The sequence below is a fragment of the Aureibaculum sp. 2308TA14-22 genome, from assembly GCF_040538665.1.
In the GTDB taxonomy this organism is placed as follows: domain Bacteria; phylum Bacteroidota; class Bacteroidia; order Flavobacteriales; family Flavobacteriaceae; genus Aureibaculum.
The window spans coordinates 2,155,457-2,176,083 of record NZ_JBEWXT010000001.1; the positions used below are offsets into that span (position 1 = coordinate 2,155,457).

Here is a 20,627-nt window from a genome sequence, read left to right on the forward strand (position 1 = left end):
TACAAAAATGAAAATTTATATTTCTATATTTATGGTATGCTGTGGCTTAATTTTAAATGCACAACGTACCTTGTCAGGAAAAATAACTGACACCAATAACCAACCTTTAATCGGTGCCGACATTTATGCTCCTGAATTACATAAAGGTACCGTCACCGACATGGATGGCAACTACACTTTTAAAAATTTACCTAAAGGAAATGTCACCATTGTCTTTTCATATATAGGATTCAATACTAAATCGGAAACATTAAAAATTTCTGAAAAAGAAATGGTTTTGAATGTAGTTTTGGAAGAATCCCCGTTTAAAATGGACGAAGTTATACTATCCACGCCATTTAACAAATTACAAAGTGAAAATGTAATGAAAGTAGAACATAAAAACATACAACAGTTGCAGCGTTCTGGGGCGGTTTCGTTGGTTGAAGGAATTTCAAATGTTGCTGGTGTATCACAAATTTCAACGGGCATTGGCATTGGCAAACCTGTAATTAGAGGCTTGAGTGGTAATCGGGTTTTGGTATATACTCAAGGTGTTAGATTGGAGAATCAACAATTTGGCGGCGAACACGGACTTGGATTAAACGATAATGGCATTGAAAGTGTAGAAGTAATTAAAGGACCTGCTTCGCTTTTATATGGATCTGATGCGTTGGGAGGTGTGCTTTATTTTATTCCTGAAAAATATGCTAATGCACATACTACTACAGCAACAGTTGATCAAAAATATTTTACCAATACTATAGGTAGCAACACCTCTTTTACATTAAAATCATCTGCAGAAAATATAAAATTTATAGCATCTATGGGCTATAATTCGCATCATGATTATAAAATTCCTGATGGAAAACGTGTTACCAACTCTCGCTTTAACGAGTTTGATGTAAAGTCCGCATTCGGCTTTGAGCTAAAAAATTTCAGCTCTGATAATCGTTTTAACCTGACTACATCGAGTATTGGAATATCGGAAGAAATTGGTGCTCAAAATACTAATATTACACCACAAAATCCTTTTCAGCGGATAGATAATTATATTGTGAGTTCACATAATCATATTTACTTTAATGATTCTAATTTAGATATCCATTTGGGTTATACCGCAAATAACAGAAAGGAATTTGAAGAGCATCACGACCATGATGAGGAGGAAGAACATGAAGAAGAAGAGCATCACGAAGACGAGCACAATGAGGCTTCATTACACATGAAATTGAAGACGTTTACTTATGATGTACAATACCACTTACCTACCCTTGGAAAATTTGAAGGCATTTTAGGTGTACAAGGTTTAACTCAAAGTAATACCAATTTTGGCGAAGAGTTATTAATACCTGATGCCAGTGTTAACGATTTGGGTGTATTTGCAACGGTAAGCACAAAATGGGATACTCATTTTTTACAAGGCGGTATTCGTTTTGACATACGTAATATAACAACTGAAGATCATTTGGTTGAACATCATGAAGAGGAAGAACATGAAGAAGAGGAGGAAGAGCATGAAGAACACGAACATGCCTTTGAAGCTATTGATAAATCTTACAAAAGTTTTACCGCTTCATTGGGTTACAAAACTACGTTGTTTAAAAAAGTAGAAACTCGATTAAACCTAGCCACAGGCTTCCGAGCCCCAAATTTGGCAGAGCTTACCTCTAATGGAGTTCATCATGGTACCAATAGATTTGAAATGGGAAATTCCAATTTAAAAAATGAACAAAACTATCAAATAGATTTAGCTTTTGAATATCAAAATGAGCATATAGAATTTTTTGCTAACGGATTTTTAAATGTGGTTAAGGATTATATCTTTTTAACACCAACAGGAATCACTATTGATAATGTTGAAGCTTACACATATGTACAAGACAACTCTAAACTATATGGTAGTGAATTTGGGTTCCATTTACATCCACACCCACTAGATTGGCTACATTTAGAGAGCAGTTTTGAAATGGTTATTGGCAAACAAGACAATGGCGATTATTTACCGTTAATTCCCGCAAATCAGTTTAACAATACTTTACGTGCAGAGTTTAATAGTAAAGAATGGTTGAAAAATGGATATGTATCTGTAAAACTGGAAAGTGTGTTTAGTCAAAACAATATTGGCCAGTTTGAAACTAAATCTGATGGTTATCAATTACTACACTTAGGCTTGGGTGGAGACATTAAACTCAACAAGACAAAATTTAATCTCAGCTTTACCCTTAATAATGCTTTAGATACGGAGTATATTTCGCATTTATCACGTTTAAAAAGTGAGGGTATATCTAATATTGGCAGAACGGCAATGTTGGGGCTAAAGTTTAATATATAAGTTTAAAAAACTTTATCTATTAAATAAATATATAGCAAATATACCGAATTCGGTATATTTGCTTGTTGGCATTAATTAGACAGAATGAACCCATTTCGGAAAATAAAAGAGATGTTTCAGCAAAATATTGCTCTTAACGAAATAATGGAGGACATGAAAGACCTAGATGAAGTTCTTCTTGAAAAACGCCTTGAAATATTTAAGGAAAAAGTTACTCCTGAATTTTCTAAAATTGGACTAACTAACTGGAATGGTAAGTATTTGTGGTATAGTGATTTTAATGAAGATGGAGTAAAACATGTGATTGAATACAATGTTTTCAAATTTTACGGTGGCTCATTTTCCTATGGTAATTGTTTCTCTTCGGTTCCAACAATTTCGGGAAAGAAACTTGTAAATCACCGAACTGACAAATCGACCAAAATTCACTTCTTCAAGCGACTTGATGGATGGCAAAGAAGTATGGAAAGTAATAGTCGAAAAAATCCTGATAAAATAAGCACTATCAATGAGCAGAAATTCAGGAACTCCCTCAATGATGTGATTGTTCGAAATTTGCCAAAGCTAAAAATGTGGTTTGAAAACTTCGAAACTCTTGAGCAAAATATAGACGGACTAGAAAAAGATGTGGAAAATCCGCCTTACGAAATAGGTCAAAGAATTATATCGTGCGAGTACATTTTAAGCTTTCTAAACAAGCAAAAAGAAGATTTAGAAACTGCTGAATTATGGCTCAAAAGGCATTTCAATAAGGACTTAAACAGTGAAGAAGAAATCGCATTACTAACAAAAAGAATAAAAAACTAATGCCAACAAAACCTAAACTGCATTAAAACGCAGCTTAGCCAAACCGTTATACCAAACAAAAAAATCCCGGATTGCTCCGGGATTTCTGCATTAATTACTAATACTAACTCAATTATAATAACTCGAAACTAATGCGTTGGCGGAATTAATACATGATTAATTACATGGATAATTCCATTTGTAGCTTCTATATTGGCAACGGTAACCGTAACCGCGTCATTTAAAATTACTTTACCATCTTTCATTTGTACCGTAATATCTCCACCCTGTTGGGTTTTTACCGTGTGCTTTTCAACTAATTCAGCTCCTGTATATTTGCCAGCAATAACATGGTACAACAATACTTCTTTTAACGCATCCCCTTCAGGAATTGCATCTAATGCTGCAAAAGCTTCGTTTGTTGGAGCAAATACAGTAAATGGCCCATCACCTTGTAAGGTCTCTACCAAATCAGCCGCTTTTAATGCATCAACTAAAGTTGAGAAATTAGGATCTCCTACTGCTATTTCTACAATTGATTTTGGTTGCATGCTTGGCGGAATTAATACACCGTCAATTACATGTACTATACCATTTGAAGCCATAACATCTGCTGTTGTAACTGTGACATTTCCATTAAGTACAACATTATCATGAATCCATTCGATGGTAACTTCTTCACCTTGCACAGTAGTAACCGTTTGTTTTTCTAACAACTCAGCACCTGTGTATTTTCCTGCAGCAACATGGTACAATAACACTTCTTTAAGAGCTTCGCCTTCAGGTATAGCATCTAAAGCGTCAAACGCATGGTTTGTAGGTGCAAACACTGTAAATGGTCCATCACCTTGTAACGTTTCAACTAAACCAGCGGCAGATAATGCTCCAACTAAAGTTGAGAAATCAGGACTTCCAGTTGCAATATCAACTATAGAAGGCAACTGCATGCTTGGCGGAATTAACACACCATCTATTACATGAATTACACCATTAGATGCCATAATATCAGCTACAGTAACCTTTACCATTCCATTTAACACTACAGTATCATCATCAAACTCAATAGTTACTTCTTCTCCTTGAACCGTTGTTACTGTTGTTCTTTCGAATAAATCATCAGCAGTCAATTTTCCAGAAGCAACATGGTACAATAATACTTCTTTCAACGCATCTCCTTCAGGAATTGCATCTAAAGCAGCAAATGCGTCATTTGTAGGTGCAAATACTGTAAATGGTCCGTCGCCTTGTAATGTTTCAACTAAATCAGCAGCACTTAATGCTCCAACTAAAGTTGAAAAATCAGGATTTCCAACAGCTATTTCTACAATAGATTTTAATTGCATACTTGGCGGAATTAACACATTGTCAATTACGTGCACAACACCATTTGAAGCTAATATATCAGCAGTTGTAACTGTAACCATTCCGTTTAATACTACCTTATCTTCCATCCACTCAATGGTCACTTCTTCACCTTGAGCTGTCATTACAGTTTCTTTCTTTAACAAGTCAGCTCCTAAATATCTACCAGATACTACATGGTATAGTAATACTTCTTTTAAGGCATCTCCTTCAGGAATTGCATCTAGAGCTAAGAAAGCATCATTTGTAGGTGCAAATACTGTGAAAGGCCCATCACCTTGCAACGTTTCAACCAAACCTGCTGATGTTAAAGCACCAACTAACAGAGAAAAATTATCGTCGCTTGTTGCAATATCAACTATAGATGGCAAGTTTAAATAACTTGGCGGAATCAATACACTCTCAATTACATGTATCATTCCATTTTTTGCTCTAATATTTGATTGGATTACTTTTACCATATCATTGATAACTATTTCGTTATCAGAATTTAAAGTAATTTTAATATCTTCTCCTTGAAGCGATGTTACCATTTCTTCTTTCAAGAGTTTTTGAGATCTTTTTTTACCACTAGTTACATGGTACAATAAAATTTGCTTTAAAATTTCACCTTGAGGAACAGATTCTAAAGCCGCAAACGCATCATTTGTAGGTGCAAAAACCGTAAAAGGTCCGTCACCATTCAATGCATCAACTAAATCAGCATCACTCAGTACTTTAACTAAAGTGGTAAATCTATCGTCATTAACTACAATATCTACAATAGTTTGACCCGGAGTTGTAACGCTTGTTAAATTAGCAGTCCAATCTCCAACGCTTCTTCCGTTGCTTGATATTAGTCTAAAGCGTCCTTTTAAATTACCATCTTCATCAGCCATACCATAGCCTCTTACATAACCATCAGCCGTTTTTACGATAAGATAAACATATCCATCACTGATCCATGCACCTCTTGCGGGAGCTATACTTCCGTCAGCAAGGACAAGATTTCCTCTAAAAATGGCAAATAATGAATGATATAAGGTAAAATTTAGTTTTAATTCACCTTCAATCATAGCACCTTTATCGGCACCGTCAGTTACTTCACCTTTAAAGTCGTAGCGTCTTCTTTCTACTGTAACGCTACTAGATTTCTCGTTGGTGTTTTCTGATTTGTTCAAAGACGGAGTATCACCATTAATTTTGGCATCAGTTAATTCGCCAGCAATGGTTTCTTCAGTCATTTTTTCTATTTCATCAAAGCTGATGATTGGAGACTCTTCAAATACACCCTCATTAAGTGGAGCTTCAATTGTCCCTAGGTCGTCGGTACAAGAACCGAATGCAATAATTAATGTTAGCAACATAACAGTTTTTAATGCTGCTTTTCCGATTAGTTTTTTCATTTACGTTAGATTTAATTAAATGATTAAAATAAATTTGTTTAACTTTTAGCATGAATTATTAAACAAATATATGTTTATTTATTCTATTAAATAGTTAAACAGAAAGTAAATTAACATAATTTTAACATAATTTCGCATGATGCCACGCTTTAAATGAAGAAATAGCTCAAAAAACAAGGGGTTTTTGTCACAGAATGTGAGCTTATCAAGTTATAAAGATCAAAAATTAATGTTTAATTATTATTAAAAATAATGAAACAAAATTAAATCAAAGATAAATTTAATGAAGAATATACATCATCACTTTACTTTTAGCAACAGTTTCCTTCCATTCACTTTCAGGATTGCTATCTTTAGTGATACCTCCGCCAACATAAATTTCAATTTGGTCATTTAATAGCTGCATGCATCTTAAGTTTACATACAAGTTTGAAGTTTTGTTTAGGTTCAACTCTCCTAAAAATCCTGTATAAAACTGTCGACTATACTTTTCGTTTTGTAGAATAAAATCTTTAGCCTCCTGCTTAGGCACTCCGCAAACCGCGGGAGTGGGGTGCAATAAATTGATAATTTTGTTTAGTGTAAAGTTTTTAGTTAATTTTCCAGAAATATCTGTACGCAGATGTAGTAAACTTCCTGCTTTTACGGTATAAGGTATAGAAACCTCAACGTCAATAGCTAACTGGTGTAAAATGAAATCTGTTACCAGCTGTTGTTCTTCCACTTCTTTTGGCTTCCAAACCACTTTACTATCAGCACCATAAATCTGTGTACCCGCCAATGCCATTGTAGAAAAGGTATTGTTAGTTACGTTTAATAAAGTTTCTGGAGTGGCACCTAGCCACAGGCCTACCTTAGGGTGAAACCAACAATACACAAAGGCATGTTTATAATTTAGAAGTAATTTTTTGAAGCCCTCAATAACATCGAACTTTTTTGGCATTATCGTTTCCTTCCTAGAAAGGACAACCTTTTTAAAATTATTCTTTTCTAAGAATTTGATCCCTTCTTTAACTAAATCTATATGTTTAGCCTTGGAATCTTCTGAACTTGATTCTAGTATAGTCTCATTCCTTTTATCTTCAATGAAACTTTTAATGATTTCAGCATTAAACCGTGCTGATTCTGAAAACGGAAATAAAATTGAAGGTTCTCTATTGTCAAAAGGAGCAAATACAAATCCTGATTCCTGATAGTCTTTGGCGTAAAAAAGTGTATCCGTTTTTTGAAAAATTGCCTTGATGAAATCACTTTTAGGGTGTCTATACACTACAAATGGCAATTCACTCTTTAAAGCATCTTCAGCTTTTTTTAAAATAATTGCCAAAGTACTATTTACATCCATACTACTTGATTGTATTTAAAATTTCGTTTTTAATCAATTCAAAATCTGACCAAATTAATTCGTGTCCACCATCTTTTATGGTTACCTTTTTAAATTTTTCAACGTCTATTTTATTTTGTAAAAATATAGAATTTTGATAAGGCACTATCCAGTCTTTATCTCCATGGATATTTATTATTGGTGATGGGCTATCATTCCACAAATCTTCATAATTAGACAAATCAGTCAAATGTGAATATTTCTCTTTTGCTGCTGCTTGAACTTTTTTAGGCAACAACCATCTTGTCAACTTCCAATCATAAATTTTCAGTCCCCAAAATATTGGTTCTAAATCTGCATCTACTGCACTAGCTAAAGACACTTTATACTTGTACTTTTTTTGTGATGCTAAAATAATCGGCCCTCCATATGAATAACCTACCAGCACAACTTTTTCTGTGGGAATATTTTTAATAGCATCATGTAAAACACCTATTTCAAAATCAATTGACCCTTGCACATTACCTGTGTTTTCTATTCCATACCCTATTCTATCATAACTCAATATATTCGCTTTAGTATTTAACAAACTGTCTTTTAAATACCTTTTATAATCCAATAAACTCCCTGGAGAACCATGCACAAAAACTAAAGTTGGTAGAATGGTATCAATTTCTTGTTGCATTGCCACAACACGATAATTAAAACCTTTATAATCATTGTGAATTATTTTTGATTGTAAATTAGTAGCAGTTAATTCTTCTAAAACATTTTTATCGGATTTGGGACTAAAAAAAACATGAGCTGCAATTAGTAACCCTAAAAAAAGAATTGTTAAGATGATACCAATAATTTTAAAAATCTTTCGGATTCTTTTCGGCATCATTACTTATTTCTGGTCAAGACAATAACGGTAAGTTTACATACAGAAATCAACTTTTCCTGTTCGTCAACTATTTTAATTTCCCACAATTGGGTGGTTCTACCTTTATGTATTGGTCTTGCAATGGCTGTTACTAGACCTTCCCGTATTCCGCGAATATGATTTGCAGCTATTTCTAATCCGCGAATTTCTTGTTTCTCCGTATTAATAGAAAAATGAGCCGCAGTACTGCCCACGCTTTCCGCCAAAGCCACTGAAGCCCCACCGTGCAATAACCCAGCTGGCTGGTGTACTTTGGCATTAACTGGCATTGTTGCTACCAAATAATCTTCTCCAATATCGGTGTAAATAATGTTCAACGTTTCCATCAACGTGTTTTTTGTCCGATCATTTAATTTTTCCAATAAAGCAGCTTTATCCATAATTATATGTTAATAGCGTCAAAAGTACTAAAAACTTTATCATTTATTTCTTGCAAATACATAACTTTGCACCAGATTAGAATGACTATGATTTACAAGATTAGATTGATATTAGATACAGAAGAAGATGTTGTTAGAGATATTGCCATAGGGTTTAACGATTCTTTAGAAGATCTGCACAATGCCATTACCAATGCTTTTGGTTTTGATGGTACAGAAATGGCTGCTTTTTACCTTACTGATGATGATTGGAATCAAGGCGAAGAAATTCCACTTTTTGACATGACCGAATCTGAAGCAAATATTTCCATGCAAGGCTTTATACTTAGGGACATTTTAACCGAAGACAAGAACAAACTGATTTATGTTTATGATTTCTTTTCTATGTGGACATTTTTTGTTGAACTGATTAGCATTGAAGAAGATACTCGTCAAATTGAATTACCTAGCTTATTACTTTCAGTAGGTTTAGTACCTAATGAAGCTCCTGATAAGGAATTTGTCAGCGAAGATATTTCTAGTGGTAATGACGATGATTATAATACCCTTGAAAATTTTGATGATTTTGACTTCGACAACTTTGATGAGTTGATGAATTAAATTCTACCTTGACACTACTTTTGAGCAAGAGAACATATTAATTATTTTTTTAGATAATTTTATTTTTTCTGTTACGAAATTAAATTTCGTTCGTCTTATTTTGTATAACCAAACAATCACAATCTTGGAAACTATCTTATCCCTTAAAAATTTAGATAAAAAATTTGGTAGCGTACATGCCGTAAACAACCTCTCTTTTGATATTGAAAAAGGTAACGTTTATGGCATTTTAGGCCCGAATGGAAGTGGAAAATCAACCACCCTAGGTATTATTTTAAATGTTGTAAATAAAACCTCTGGAGATTTCTCTTGGTTTGACGGAAACGTTTCTACACATGATGCTTTAAAAAGAGTAGGTGCTATTATTGAGCGACCTAATTTTTATCCGTACATGACGGCGGTTCAAAACTTGAAGCTCATTTGCAAAATTAAAGGAGTTTCTTATGATAAAATAGATGAAAAGCTAAAAGTTGTAAACTTATTTGAGCGTAGAGATAGTAAATTCAAAACCTACTCTTTAGGGATGAAACAAAGATTAGCCATTGCCTCCGCCCTACTAAATGATCCTGAGATTCTAATTTTAGATGAACCTACAAACGGTTTAGACCCGCAGGGAATTCATGAAATCAGAAAAATTATAAAAGAAATTGCGAGTAATGGTACCACTATTTTACTGGCTTCACATTTATTAGATGAAGTTGAAAAAGTATGTTCACATGTGGTTGTAATTCGTAATGGAATAAAACTATATTCCGGTGCCGTTGATGGTATAACCGCAACAAATGGTTATTTTGAATTGAATATAGATAGCGGCTCTGACGGGCTAGCTAAATTGCTTCAAGAGCATCCAGCAATCTCTGATGTTAAAGAAGAAGATGGTAAGTTTATTGCTACTTTAGAAAGTGAATTATCCGCTTCAGAAATAAATGCATATTTGTTTAAAAATGGCATAACGCTATCACATTTAGTGAAACGTATGCCAAGTTTAGAGCAACAATTTTTAACCCTTACCAACAACAACTAACCCACAAGCTACCACAACATGTTACGACTTTTAAATATAGAATTTCATAAATTAAAACACAATAGAGCCAGTAGGGTACTTACTATCATCTATTTTGCATTGCTTACTTCTATTGCATTAATAGCAGCCATAAAATTTGATATTGGCCCAATAAAATTTCATTTAGCAGAACAAGGTATTTTTAACTTTCCATACATATGGCACTTTAATACCTTTATGGCCTCTATCTTTAAATTCTTTTTACTATTGGTAATTGTTTCTATGATGGCAAATGAATATAGTAACAAAACCTTAAAACAAAATTTAATAGACGGCCTCAGTAAAAAAGAATTTATACTTTCTAAATTTTATACAGTAATTGTATTCGCAGCAATTTCAACGCTTTTTGTATTTGTGGTTTCGTTAATTTTAGGATTAATATATTCTGATTTTAATGAAATGAGTATCATATTTTCTGATTTAGAATATCTTTTTGCCTTCTTTGTAAAACTTACTGCTTTTTTTGCCTTTGGTTTATTTATGGGTATTTTAGTAAAACGCTCTGCTTTTGCCGTTGGAGGTATTTTAGTATGGTTTTTTGTAGAAAGTATCTTCAAAGGATTTTTGTTCTGGAAATTTAATAAAGATAAATTCGCATCAAATGATGCTGTTGATAGTAATTCTTTATCAAGCATTGGTGTTAACGACATTATGCAATTTTTCCCGTTAGAATCTATGTCAAATTTGTTAAAACAACCTTTTACTAGACTAAATGCTGTACAAAGTGTTGGAAAACAAATTGGAGAAAACTTTGCACAAGATTTTTCAGTACACTGGCAAGACCTTGTTATTTCATCAGCTTGGATATTTATATTTATCTACTGCTCTTATGCGTTGTTAAAGAAAAGAGATTTGTAAAATAGCTAGACTTAACTTATTTTAATTAAGTATTAAGAAAGTTGTGAGAGACAAAGTGTGAGAAAGAAATTAAGAAGTTAATCTTTAAATAAGGCTTCCAGCCATCCTTTAAGTAGATTAGGCCAAGTTTCGGCTGCAACATTTCCTTTACGTAAACCATAACCATGACCACCTTCGTTTCGAAAATGTAAATCAACTGGCACTTTTGCATCTCTTAATGCACCAGTCATTACCAATGCACTATTACCATAAACATCATCAGCCGTTGAAAATATAAAAAAGGGAGGTGTGTCTTTGGTAATTGTCAATTCTGGTGTAATGCTTTTATCTTTTCCTTTGTCTAAATAGGCAGGATAAATTAATACAGTAAAATCTGGTCTGCTTGAAAAAGTATCAATTTCATCAATTTTCTTATACGTATCTTCTGTAAATCGTGTTGAAGCTCTAGCACATAAACTACCACCAGCAGAGAACCCCATTACACCAATAGTGTCAGCATTTAAATTAAATTCTTTGGCCTTACTTCTTACCAATTTAATAGCTCGTTGAATATCATTCAACGCTCCTTCTTGTTTATTCGGAACACGATAATGCAATACAAATGCGGTATAACCCAACGTATTTAGCCACTCGGCTATTTCATATCCTTCTAAATCAGCCGCGAGAATATTATAGCCTCCTCCCGGGCAAACAATGATTCCAATTCCATTATTTTTGGAGTCTCCTGGCTTAAAAACCTTTAAAGAAGGATTGGTTACATCTGTTAACCGTAATACATTCCCAGTTGTATTATCAGATATTGTTGGTTTATTTTTTTTCTCCTTTTCGCCTGGCACTACATCTGGCCACAGATAAATAACTTCATTAGTTTGTGCTTGTATGAAAAGCGTTGAAATTAATAATAAAAATAAAAGTAAAAAAGGTCTCATAAGTAGATTCGTTAAAAAAATCACTGTTCTTTCAAAATTAAGCTAATTTTATAAAATGAACTCTCCTTCTGACACAAAAAATGGGCATTGCTTATAAAACAATACCCATTTATTAACTAACTAACTCAAATAATTATGATACAAATATAATACGGAATTTTACAGGTTAATGTTAAAATCCTATTAAACAATTGTATGTTTATGTTAATTATTGTTAACTTTTTATGATAACGCTTAATAAAATAGTAATTCATCAAATGATACCGTTTAGTTCATTATTTTTGTATTATGCAATTTGAATTAAAATCAGAATTTAAGCCAACTGGAGATCAACCTGAAGCTATCCGAGAAATTACAGATTCTATTGCTTCTGGCGAAAAGTACCAAACTTTGTTAGGTGTTACAGGTTCTGGTAAAACGTTTACTGTAGCCAATGTGGTTGAAAGTATTCAACGACCTACTTTAGTATTGGCTCACAACAAGACGTTGGCAGCTCAATTATATTCTGAATTCAAACATTTTTTTCCTAATAACGCGGTTGAGTATTTTGTTTCGTATTACGATTATTACCAACCCGAAGCTTATATCCCTTCAAGTGGTTTGTACATCGAAAAAGACCTGTCCATAAACGATGATATTGAACGTTTACGATTGAGTACAACATCCTCTTTATTATCAGGACGTAGAGATGTTTTGGTGGTGGCTTCAGTATCTTGTCTGTATGGTATTGGGAATCCGATAGAGTTTAAAAAGAACGTTATCCATATAGAAGTTGACCAAAAAATTGCACGTACAAAATTCTTACATCAATTAGTTACCAGTTTATATTCCAGAACAGAGTTTGAGATTAAAAGCGGAACCTTTAAAGTAAAAGGAGATACCATTACTATTTTTCCTTCTTATGGAGATTATGGCTATCGTGTTCATTTTTTTGGTGATGAAATCGAAGAAATGGAAAGCTTTGATATTGTTAATAATCAGGTGCTGGAAAAGTTTGACAAACTCACTATATATCCTGCTAACCTATTTGTTACCTCACCAGATGTATTGCAAAATGCCATTCATCAAATCCAAGAAGATATGGTGAAACAAGTTGATTATTTTAAAGAAATTGGCAAACATCTAGAAGCAAAACGATTAAAAGAACGTACGGAGTTTGATTTGGAAATGATTCGTGAATTAGGCTATTGCAGCGGTATTGAGAATTACTCGCGTTACCTTGATGGAAGGCAACCCGGCACAAGACCTTTCTGTTTGTTAGATTATTTTCCAAATGATTATTTAATGGTAGTTGACGAAAGCCATGTTACCATTCCGCAAACCCATGCCATGTATGGTGGCGACCGTTCCAGAAAAGAAAATTTGGTGGAATACGGATTCAGATTACCGGCCGCGATGGATAACCGCCCCTTAAAATTTGAAGAATTTGAAGCCATTCAAAATCAGGTGATTTATGTTAGTGCCACGCCAGCAGATTATGAATTGCAAAAAACGGAAGGTGTTTTTGTAGAACAGGTTATCCGTCCAACGGGATTATTGGACCCTGAAATTGAAATACGACCTAGCTTAAATCAGATTGATGATTTAATTGAAGAAATTCAACAACGTGTAGAAAAAGATGAGCGTACTTTAGTAACGACATTGACTAAACGCATGGCTGAGGAACTGACCAAGTACCTAAGTAGAATTCACATTCGTTGCCGATATATTCATAGTGATGTAGATACCTTGGAGCGTGTAGAAATTATGCAACACCTGCGTAAAGGATTGTTTGATGTTTTGGTCGGTGTAAACTTGTTACGTGAAGGATTAGATTTACCTGAAGTGTCATTAGTTGCCATTTTAGACGCCGATAAAGAAGGTTTTTTACGAAGCCACAGATCATTGACACAAACCGTAGGTAGGGCAGCGAGAAACATTAACGGAAGGGCTATTATGTATGCTGATAAGGTTACAAGAAGTATGCAGTTAACCATTGATGAAACCAATAGAAGACGAGAAAAACAAATTGCATACAATACCGAACATAATATTACACCAAAACAAATTAAAAAGAGTTTAGACGATAGTTTAAGTAAAAGTAATATCAGTTCTTTCCATTACGATGCTGCCGCCACGAAAGCCGCTGAAGAAGATTTGGAATACCTACCAAAACCTGAAATTGAAAAACGAATTAGAGACCGCCAAAAACAAATGGAAAAAGCGGCAAAAGCCTTGGACTTTTTAGTTGCGGCTCAGTTGAGGGATGAGATAAAGGTATTGAAAGAGCAGTTGTAATAGAAGCAAAACTTAACCAATATGTACTCAAGTTTAAGAACAACTGCTTTCTTCTTTTTATTATTCCTGACCTACAATTTATCCGCCCAAGACAACAAGGTTAAAGAAATAAAACACAAAGAATATTTTGACAACAGAAAAATTAAAGCCGAAGGTATAAAAAACGAGCTCGGTGTCCCTAATGGAACATGGACGTATTACAGAAAAGATGGATCTATCGATTCAGAAATAACCTTTAATAAAGAAGGTAATCCCGAAGGTCCATTTACAATGTATTTTAGAAATGGTAATGTTCAAACTAAAAGTTCTTATTCTGGTAAAGGTTTCTACGAAATGGATGGCGATTATGAAGACTATTTTGCAAACAGCCAACTACGATCAAAAGGAAAATACAAAAATAATAAGCCTGTTGGTAAATGGACAAATTATTGGGAAAATGGACAAATAGAATCATTGTCTTATTATAACGAAGATGGGGTTATCCGAAAAAACACCTCGTACTTTAAGAATGGTCAACTGAGAATGGATGCTGATTATAATGAGAAAGGTGATTTTACAGGCAAGATAACCATATACTATGATAATGGAGAAAAGCATATAGAAGAAAGTTTTGATAAAGATGGTAATAAAACTGGGAAATATGCCTCGTTTTATAAAAACGGAAGATTAATGGAGCTCGGCGAATATGCTGGAACGGATTACTTTCAGCGTAAAGGAACATGGAAAAGCTTTTATGAGAACGGAAAAGTAAAAAGGGAAATTACCTACGATGAGGAAGGAAACATAATAGGCGAAATAAAATATTATGATGAAAAAGGAAATCTTTTATCATCAAAAAAGAAATGATAATAAAAGTGTCATAACCCCTTATACTCCCCCAACCCTTTGGTAAATTTTTCCGGGTCAGCGGCTAGATGATAACGTGGGTCATCTATGTCTTCTACAATTACTTCACGGAATTTTGGACTTGATTTATAAAGCAATTCTTTACAATCTTCACTTAAATGTTTAAGTTTGATTTGTTTTCCTGCACCTTCATATTTGCTTACCAAGTTAAATACAGCCTCCAAAGCAGAATGGTCAGCTACACGAGATTCTACAAAGTCAATTTCTACTTTGTCAGGGTCGTTCTTAACATCAAATTTCTCGTTAAACGCAGTTATAGATCCAAAAAATAAAGGCCCCCAAATTTCATACACTTTGGTACCGTCTTCTTTCATTCGCTTTCTCGCACGAATACGTTTGGCGTTCTCCCATGAAAAGGCCAACGCACTAACAATTACACCTGCTATAACGGCAATAGCCAAATCAAATATTACGGTAAGCCCAGATACTAAGATAAGTACCAACAGATCGGTTAATGGAATTTTGTTGATGATCCTAAAACTGGACCACGCAAATGTACCAATAACCACCATAAACATTACGCCAACCAAAGCTGCAATAGGCACTTGTTCAATCAAGCCTGATGCAAAAAGAATAAATGCCAATAAAGCCAACGCTGCAACAATTCCTGACAATCTTCCTCTACCTCCTCCTTTAATATTGATGATAGATTGACCAATCATAGCACAACCGCCCATACCACCAAAAAAACCAGTTACGATATTTGCACCACCTTGTGCCAAACACTCACGGTTTGAGTTTCCTCTAGTTTCGGTCAATTCATCAACCAAATTTAAAGTCATTAACGATTCTATCAATCCAATTGCCGCTAAAATCAATGCATAAGGACCAATAAATTTTATAGTTTCCCAGGTAAAAGGTACTTTATCAAAAATAGCTGTTTGAAATTCAGGCAAGCCACCTTTTAACCCTTCTCCACCTCCATCACGAATAAAACTACCAACGGTTGCTACGTCTAAATTTCCAAAAATTGCAATACCGGAAACCACTAAAATAGCAATCAATGCTTCTGGTAATTTTTTAGTGAGTTTTGGCAGACCGAACATAATAGCCATAGTCAGAGCAACTAAACCTATCATTATATAAAGGCTTGAACCTTGCATCCATACCTTTTCACTATCTACAGTTTCTTTAAACATACCTAATTGCGACAAGAAAATAACTATTGCCAACCCATTAACAAAACCCATCATTACGGGGTGCGGAATCAACCTAACAAATTTTCCAAGTTTAAAAACCCCCGCCATCATCTGTATAATTCCCATTAAGATAACTGTGGCAAAAAGGTAATACAGCCCCAGTTGTTCATCCGGACTGCCCATGGCGTTACCTTCAGCAACCAAACTTACCATTACCACCGCTAATGCACCGGTAGCACCAGAAATCATACCGGGCCTTCCGCCAAAAACTGCGGTAATTAAACCGATCATAAATGCCGCGTACAAACCCACTAACGGATCAACACCCGCCACAAAAGCAAAGGCCACCGCTTCGGGTACCAAAGCCAAGGCCACAGTAAGTCCGCTTAAAATATCATTTTTGGCATTTGCTGCCCTTTTTCTAATAAATTCGGTCATTGGTTTTATTTTGAAGCGGCAAAAATACAGTTAATCTAAAGAAACGCAAGTCGATATCCTATTAATTTGTTTATATTTGGATTTACAAAACATTAATAGAGATGAAAAAATTAGTACTTCTTTTGATTCTCAACCCAATTTATTTTTTTGCACAAGTAAGTGATTTTATACACGTTGACCAGTTTGGTTATAAGCCTAATCACACGAAAGTGGCTGTAATTAGCAATCCGCAAACGGGTTTTAATTCCGGTCAAAATTTCACACCTAGTTCCAGTTTAGAAATTAGAAATGCAACTACAAATGCTATTGTTTTTACTGGAAGTCCAGTTAGTTGGAACGATGGTGTAACGCACAATCAATCTGGTGATAAAGGTTGGTGGTTTGATTTTAGTTCAGTTACCCAAACAGGCGACTTTTATGTTTATGATGTTGTAAATGATGAACGTTCCGCCATTTTTTCTATAAATAATACTGTCTATAACGAGGTATTAAAAGCTGCCACCAAAATGTTTTATTATAATAGATGTGGTATTGAAAAAATTACACCTCACGTATTAAATGGTTTCGCAGATGCCACTTCTTTCACACAAGATAATCAAGCAAGAGATGTCTATCAGCAATCCAATGCCGCGACCGCCAAAGACATGAGCGGCGGATGGTATGACGCTGGAGATTACAATAAATACGTAACTTTTGCAGAAAGACCTGTTCATAATCTTTTATGGGCCTATAGAGACAATTCTACTGTTTTTGGGGATAATTGGAATATTCCCGAATCGGGTAATGGTATTCCTGATATTTTAGATGAAATTAAATGGGAAACGGATTGGTTGTTAAAAATGGTTAATAATGATGGAACGGTTCACATTAAAATAGGCAGTAGAAATTATCAGGAAAACGAAGGTACACCACCAAGTGTAAACACCGATTTACGCTATTATGCACCGGTCTGTACCTCGGCGGCCATTGCGGCATCGGGAATGTTGGCACATACCGCTAAGGTTTTTTCTCAATTTTCCGGTTTAAACGGTTATGCCCTGACCTTGCAAGACAAAGCCGAACTGGCCTGGGCATCGGTATTGCCAAATTTGCAAAACAACACCTTACAAGATAATTGTGATGACGGCTCGGTAAAATCGGGAGATGCGGATCAGACCGCTCCAGACCAAAAGAAAATGGCCATTACGGCCGCCATTTACCTATTTGATTTGACAGGAGACAATCAATACCATCAATATATAAAAGACCATATTAACGATAGCGATGTAATCAACAACAACCAATGGAGCAATTATAATTTAATTCATGTAGATGCTTTATTGTACTACACTACTTTGGCTAGTGCCGATGCTTCTTTAAAAAATACGATTATCAATTCGGCCACTACCGATGCCAATAATAATTGGAACAACTATTTCGAGTTCAACGAACTGGACCTCTACCGTGCTTATGCCAATGATTGGACCTACCATTGGGGGAGTAACAACGAGAAAGCTAATTTTGGCAACCTGAATCTTGTTTTCAATAAATATGGAATTAATAGTTCGGAAAGCAACAGTTACAAGTTAAGAGCCAAAGAACATTTACATTATTTTCATGGTGTAAACCCTTTGAGTCTTGTTTACTTAAGTAATATGAGCAGTTATGGAGCTGAAAAAAGTGCCAACCAAATTTATCATACTTGGTTTGCTGATGGTTCGGTTTGGGACGATGCGGTAACCTCAACTTATGGCCCGGCTCCGGGTTTTGTGCCAGGCGGTGCCAACTCAACTTATGTGGCTGACACATCTTTGAGTCCTCCTTACAACCAACCACATCAAAAAAGTTATTTGGATTTTAATTCCATTGCCAATGCCTCTTGGGAAATTACAGAACCTGGAATTTATTATCAGGCCACTTATGTGCGTTTATTAGCTCAAATTATAAATTTAGATCAGGTTACCTTGGCAGTAAGCGATTTTGAAGCTGATATCTTAAAATATAGTTTAGTGCCAAATCCAAGTACTGATTTGGTAAAAATAGCAACAGATAAAACAAAAAGTATTACACTTTCTATCTACAATTTACAAGGTCAACTCATAAAAGAGCCATTTGCTACCACCACGAATAAAAACTTAAATTTGGATTTTCTTTCAGAGGGTATTTATTTTTTGAAAGTCAAAAACGATTCACAAACCTTTAGTTTAAAATTCTTAAAAAAATAATGAAACAACTTTTACTTTCAACCCTATTTTTATGCTTTGCAATTATCTCTTACTGTCAAGAAAAAAAAGATTTTACTACGATTTTTGAAAAAAGTAATGGCTTAGAAACGGCGACATATGACCAAACGATTGAATATTATACAGATTTAGCAAATGTTTTTCCCGAAATTCAATTGCAAGCTATTGGAGAAACCGACTCTGGTGAACCTCTGCACATTGTCACATTAAATCCTGACAAGGAATTTGATTTTGGCAACATTCGAAAAAACAAACGCATTTTATTGATAAATAACGGTATTCATCCAGGGGAAAGTGATGGTATTGACGCAACCATGATGTTATATAGAGATATTGCTCAGGGCAAAATTGAAGCTCCTAAGAATACAGTTTTAGTTACTATACCCATTTATAACGTTGGTGGTAGCCTCAATAGAAATTCACATAGCCGAACCAATCAAAACGGTCCAAAAGCTTATGGATTTAGAGGTAATGCACGTAATTTTGATTTGAATCGTGATTTTATAAAAAGTGATACTAAAAATGCAAGAACTTTCGCCAAAATTTTCCACTTAGTGCAACCCGATGTTTTTATAGACAATCACGTTAGTAATGGTGCCGATTATCAATATACACTAACACACCTATTCACCCAACACAACAAATTGGGAGGCAGTTTGGGTGAATATATTCATACAGAAATGATGCCTAAGCTCGAAGAAGAGTTGACCAAAAAGAAATGGGATATAACTCCTTATGTAAATGTATTTAATAGCACTCCAGATAAAGGATTCTCTCAATTTATGGACGGCCCAAGATATTCTACAGGTTATACAACACTTTTTAATACGTTAGGGATGATGGTAGAAACCCACATGCTAAAACCTTATAAACAACGTGTTGAAGGCACTTATGAACTAATGAAAAGTATGATAGAAATTACGGAAAAAGATGGTAATAAAATTACCATGCTCCGTAAAGACTATTATAAAAATATTTTAAAAGAAAAAATGTATCCATTAAATTGGACAATCGATACAACTAAAAATTCCATATTAAACTTTAAGGGATACATGGGCGAGATGATTCCTAGTGAAATTACTGGAAAACCAAGACTAAAATACAACAGATCCAAACCATTTACCAAAAAAGTAGCGTATCAAAATTATTTTAAGCCAACTCTAGAAATTTCAATACCTAAGGGATATGTTATTCCACAAGGTTGGCACAATGTGATTGAGCTTCTAAAGCTAAATAATATTGAAATGACAACCATTAAAAATGATACTACTTTTACCGTAGATACTTACCGTATTGCAGATTATCAAACAAGAAAATCGGCTTACGAAGGACATTATCAGCATTTTAATACAAAAGTAACATCACAAAAAAAGAAACTATCATTTAGAGCAGGAGATTTTTTAGTCTCTACTAACCAATCAGGTATTAGATACTTGTTAGAAACGTTGGAACCACAAGCTCCAGACTCTTTCTTTAATTGGAATTTTTTCGATACTATTTTACAACGTAAAGAAGGCTTTTCACCTTATGTTTGGGAAGATTTAGCAAAAGAACTCTTAGATAAAAATCCAAAACTTAAAAAATCTTTCGAAGATAAAAAATCAAACGACAACGGTTTTGCTAATAATTGGTATGCTCAATTAAGTTGGATTCACAAGCAAAGCGAGCATTATGAAAAAGCACATTTGGTGTATCCAGTGTATAGACTCAATTAGCTAT

At 34.4% G+C, this 20,627-nt stretch carries 15 protein-coding genes; 9 read left to right on the plus strand and 6 right to left on the minus strand.

What is annotated here, in order from left to right:
• Window positions 1–7: 7 nt before the first annotated feature.
• Together U5A88_RS09625 and U5A88_RS09630 are read left to right on the plus strand one after the other, a co-directional pair.
• Window positions 8–2,314 carry a TonB-dependent receptor gene (locus U5A88_RS09625; RefSeq protein WP_354205919.1) on the plus strand — a complete coding sequence of 769 codons (2,307 nt, stop codon included), beginning with the start codon at window positions 8–10 and terminating at the stop codon, window positions 2,312–2,314.
• Between the two features lie 84 nt (window positions 2,315–2,398).
• Entirely contained in the window at window positions 2,399–3,121 is a 723-nt protein-coding gene (locus tag U5A88_RS09630; protein ID WP_354205921.1) for a hypothetical protein, read from the plus strand.
• A 128-nt stretch (window positions 3,122–3,249) separates the two neighbouring features.
• On the opposite strand, the gene U5A88_RS09635 is transcribed toward U5A88_RS09630, so the two are convergent.
• From U5A88_RS09635 to U5A88_RS09650, 4 genes are all read right to left on the minus strand, one after another.
• On the minus strand, window positions 3,250–5,847 hold the full coding sequence (locus tag U5A88_RS09635; RefSeq protein WP_354205922.1) for a fasciclin domain-containing protein: 2,598 nt from the start codon (window positions 5,845–5,847) through the stop codon (window positions 3,250–3,252).
• Window positions 5,848–6,127: 280 nt separating this feature from the next.
• Window positions 6,128–7,192, minus strand: a complete 1,065-nt coding sequence (locus U5A88_RS09640) for an isochorismate synthase (RefSeq protein WP_354205924.1) — start codon at window positions 7,190–7,192, stop codon at window positions 6,128–6,130.
• A 1-nt stretch (window position 7,193) separates the two neighbouring features.
• Window positions 7,194–8,057 (minus strand): alpha/beta fold hydrolase, encoded by an 864-nt coding sequence (locus U5A88_RS09645; RefSeq protein ID WP_354205926.1) that lies wholly within the window; start codon window positions 8,055–8,057, stop codon window positions 7,194–7,196.
• Complete coding sequence (locus tag U5A88_RS09650; RefSeq protein WP_451963479.1) at window positions 8,057–8,482, minus strand: hotdog fold thioesterase; 426 nt, start codon at window positions 8,480–8,482, stop codon at window positions 8,057–8,059. Before U5A88_RS09650 ends, U5A88_RS09645 begins: the two co-directional genes overlap by 1 nt.
• Before the next feature lie 81 nt (window positions 8,483–8,563).
• Between U5A88_RS09650 and U5A88_RS09655 the strand changes: the two genes are divergently transcribed.
• The 3 genes from U5A88_RS09655 to U5A88_RS09665 all read left to right on the plus strand — a co-directional run bounded on the left by U5A88_RS09655 (window position 8,564) and on the right by U5A88_RS09665 (window position 10,997).
• The gene (locus U5A88_RS09655; RefSeq protein ID WP_354205929.1) at window positions 8,564–9,076 is read left to right on the plus strand and encodes an IS1096 element passenger TnpR family protein; all 513 of its coding nucleotides are present in this window, start codon (window positions 8,564–8,566) and stop codon (window positions 9,074–9,076) included.
• Window positions 9,077–9,200: 124 nt separating this feature from the next.
• Entirely contained in the window at window positions 9,201–10,100 is a 900-nt protein-coding gene (locus tag U5A88_RS09660) for an ABC transporter ATP-binding protein (RefSeq protein WP_354205931.1), read from the plus strand.
• An 18-nt stretch (window positions 10,101–10,118) separates the two neighbouring features.
• The gene (locus tag U5A88_RS09665) at window positions 10,119–10,997 is read left to right on the plus strand and encodes an ABC transporter permease (protein WP_354205933.1); all 879 of its coding nucleotides are present in this window, start codon (window positions 10,119–10,121) and stop codon (window positions 10,995–10,997) included.
• 77 nt (window positions 10,998–11,074) lie between these two features.
• On the opposite strand, the gene U5A88_RS09670 is transcribed toward U5A88_RS09665, so the two are convergent.
• Window positions 11,075–11,926: an alpha/beta hydrolase gene (locus tag U5A88_RS09670; RefSeq protein ID WP_354205935.1), complete on the minus strand. Its 852-nt coding sequence runs from the start codon at window positions 11,924–11,926 to the stop codon at window positions 11,075–11,077.
• 288 nt (window positions 11,927–12,214) lie between these two features.
• On the opposite strand from U5A88_RS09670, the gene uvrB reads away from it, so the two are divergent.
• Complete coding sequence (uvrB, locus tag U5A88_RS09675) at window positions 12,215–14,203, plus strand: excinuclease ABC subunit UvrB (protein ID WP_354205937.1); 1,989 nt, start codon at window positions 12,215–12,217, stop codon at window positions 14,201–14,203.
• 21 nt (window positions 14,204–14,224) lie between these two features.
• Entirely contained in the window at window positions 14,225–15,049 is an 825-nt protein-coding gene (locus U5A88_RS09680; protein ID WP_354205939.1) for a toxin-antitoxin system YwqK family antitoxin, read from the plus strand.
• Window positions 15,050–15,060: 11 nt separating this feature from the next.
• Here U5A88_RS09680 and U5A88_RS09685 read toward each other — a convergent pair whose 3' ends face one another.
• Window positions 15,061–16,686 (minus strand): SulP family inorganic anion transporter, encoded by a 1,626-nt coding sequence (locus U5A88_RS09685; RefSeq protein WP_354205941.1) that lies wholly within the window; start codon window positions 16,684–16,686, stop codon window positions 15,061–15,063.
• A 101-nt stretch (window positions 16,687–16,787) separates the two neighbouring features.
• On the opposite strand from U5A88_RS09685, the gene U5A88_RS09690 reads away from it, so the two are divergent.
• Window positions 16,788–18,890, plus strand: coding sequence for a glycoside hydrolase family 9 protein (locus tag U5A88_RS09690; RefSeq protein ID WP_354205943.1), 2,103 nt, complete (start codon window positions 16,788–16,790; stop codon window positions 18,888–18,890).
• Window positions 18,890–20,623: a M14 family metallopeptidase gene (locus U5A88_RS09695; protein WP_354205944.1), complete on the plus strand. Its 1,734-nt coding sequence runs from the start codon at window positions 18,890–18,892 to the stop codon at window positions 20,621–20,623. The genes U5A88_RS09690 and U5A88_RS09695 overlap by 1 nt, the downstream gene beginning before the upstream one ends.
• Window positions 20,624–20,627: the final 4 nt, after the last annotated feature.

Excerpts from the sequence above, each read along its gene's own strand:
- U5A88_RS09690 (WP_354205943.1), top strand. The coding sequence starts at position 16,788 with ATGAAAAAATTAGTACTTCTTTTGATTCTCAACCCAATTTATTTTTTT.
- U5A88_RS09695 (WP_354205944.1), top strand. The coding sequence starts at position 18,890 with ATGAAACAACTTTTACTTTCAACCCTATTTTTATGCTTTGCAATTATC.
- U5A88_RS09645 (WP_354205926.1), bottom strand. The coding sequence starts at position 8,057 with ATGATGCCGAAAAGAATCCGAAAGATTTTTAAAATTATTGGTATCATC.
- U5A88_RS09655 (WP_354205929.1), top strand. The coding sequence starts at position 8,564 with ATGATTTACAAGATTAGATTGATATTAGATACAGAAGAAGATGTTGTT.
- U5A88_RS09625 (WP_354205919.1), top strand. The coding sequence starts at position 8 with ATGAAAATTTATATTTCTATATTTATGGTATGCTGTGGCTTAATTTTA.
- U5A88_RS09630 (WP_354205921.1), top strand. The coding sequence starts at position 2,399 with ATGAACCCATTTCGGAAAATAAAAGAGATGTTTCAGCAAAATATTGCT.
- U5A88_RS09680 (WP_354205939.1), top strand. The coding sequence starts at position 14,225 with ATGTACTCAAGTTTAAGAACAACTGCTTTCTTCTTTTTATTATTCCTG.
- U5A88_RS09665 (WP_354205933.1), top strand. The coding sequence starts at position 10,119 with ATGTTACGACTTTTAAATATAGAATTTCATAAATTAAAACACAATAGA.
- U5A88_RS09670 (WP_354205935.1), bottom strand. The coding sequence starts at position 11,926 with ATGAGACCTTTTTTACTTTTATTTTTATTATTAATTTCAACGCTTTTC.
- U5A88_RS09640 (WP_354205924.1), bottom strand. The coding sequence starts at position 7,192 with ATGGATGTAAATAGTACTTTGGCAATTATTTTAAAAAAAGCTGAAGAT.
- uvrB (WP_354205937.1), top strand. The coding sequence starts at position 12,215 with ATGCAATTTGAATTAAAATCAGAATTTAAGCCAACTGGAGATCAACCT.
- U5A88_RS09685 (WP_354205941.1), bottom strand. The coding sequence starts at position 16,686 with ATGACCGAATTTATTAGAAAAAGGGCAGCAAATGCCAAAAATGATATT.
- U5A88_RS09635 (WP_354205922.1), bottom strand. The coding sequence starts at position 5,847 with ATGAAAAAACTAATCGGAAAAGCAGCATTAAAAACTGTTATGTTGCTA.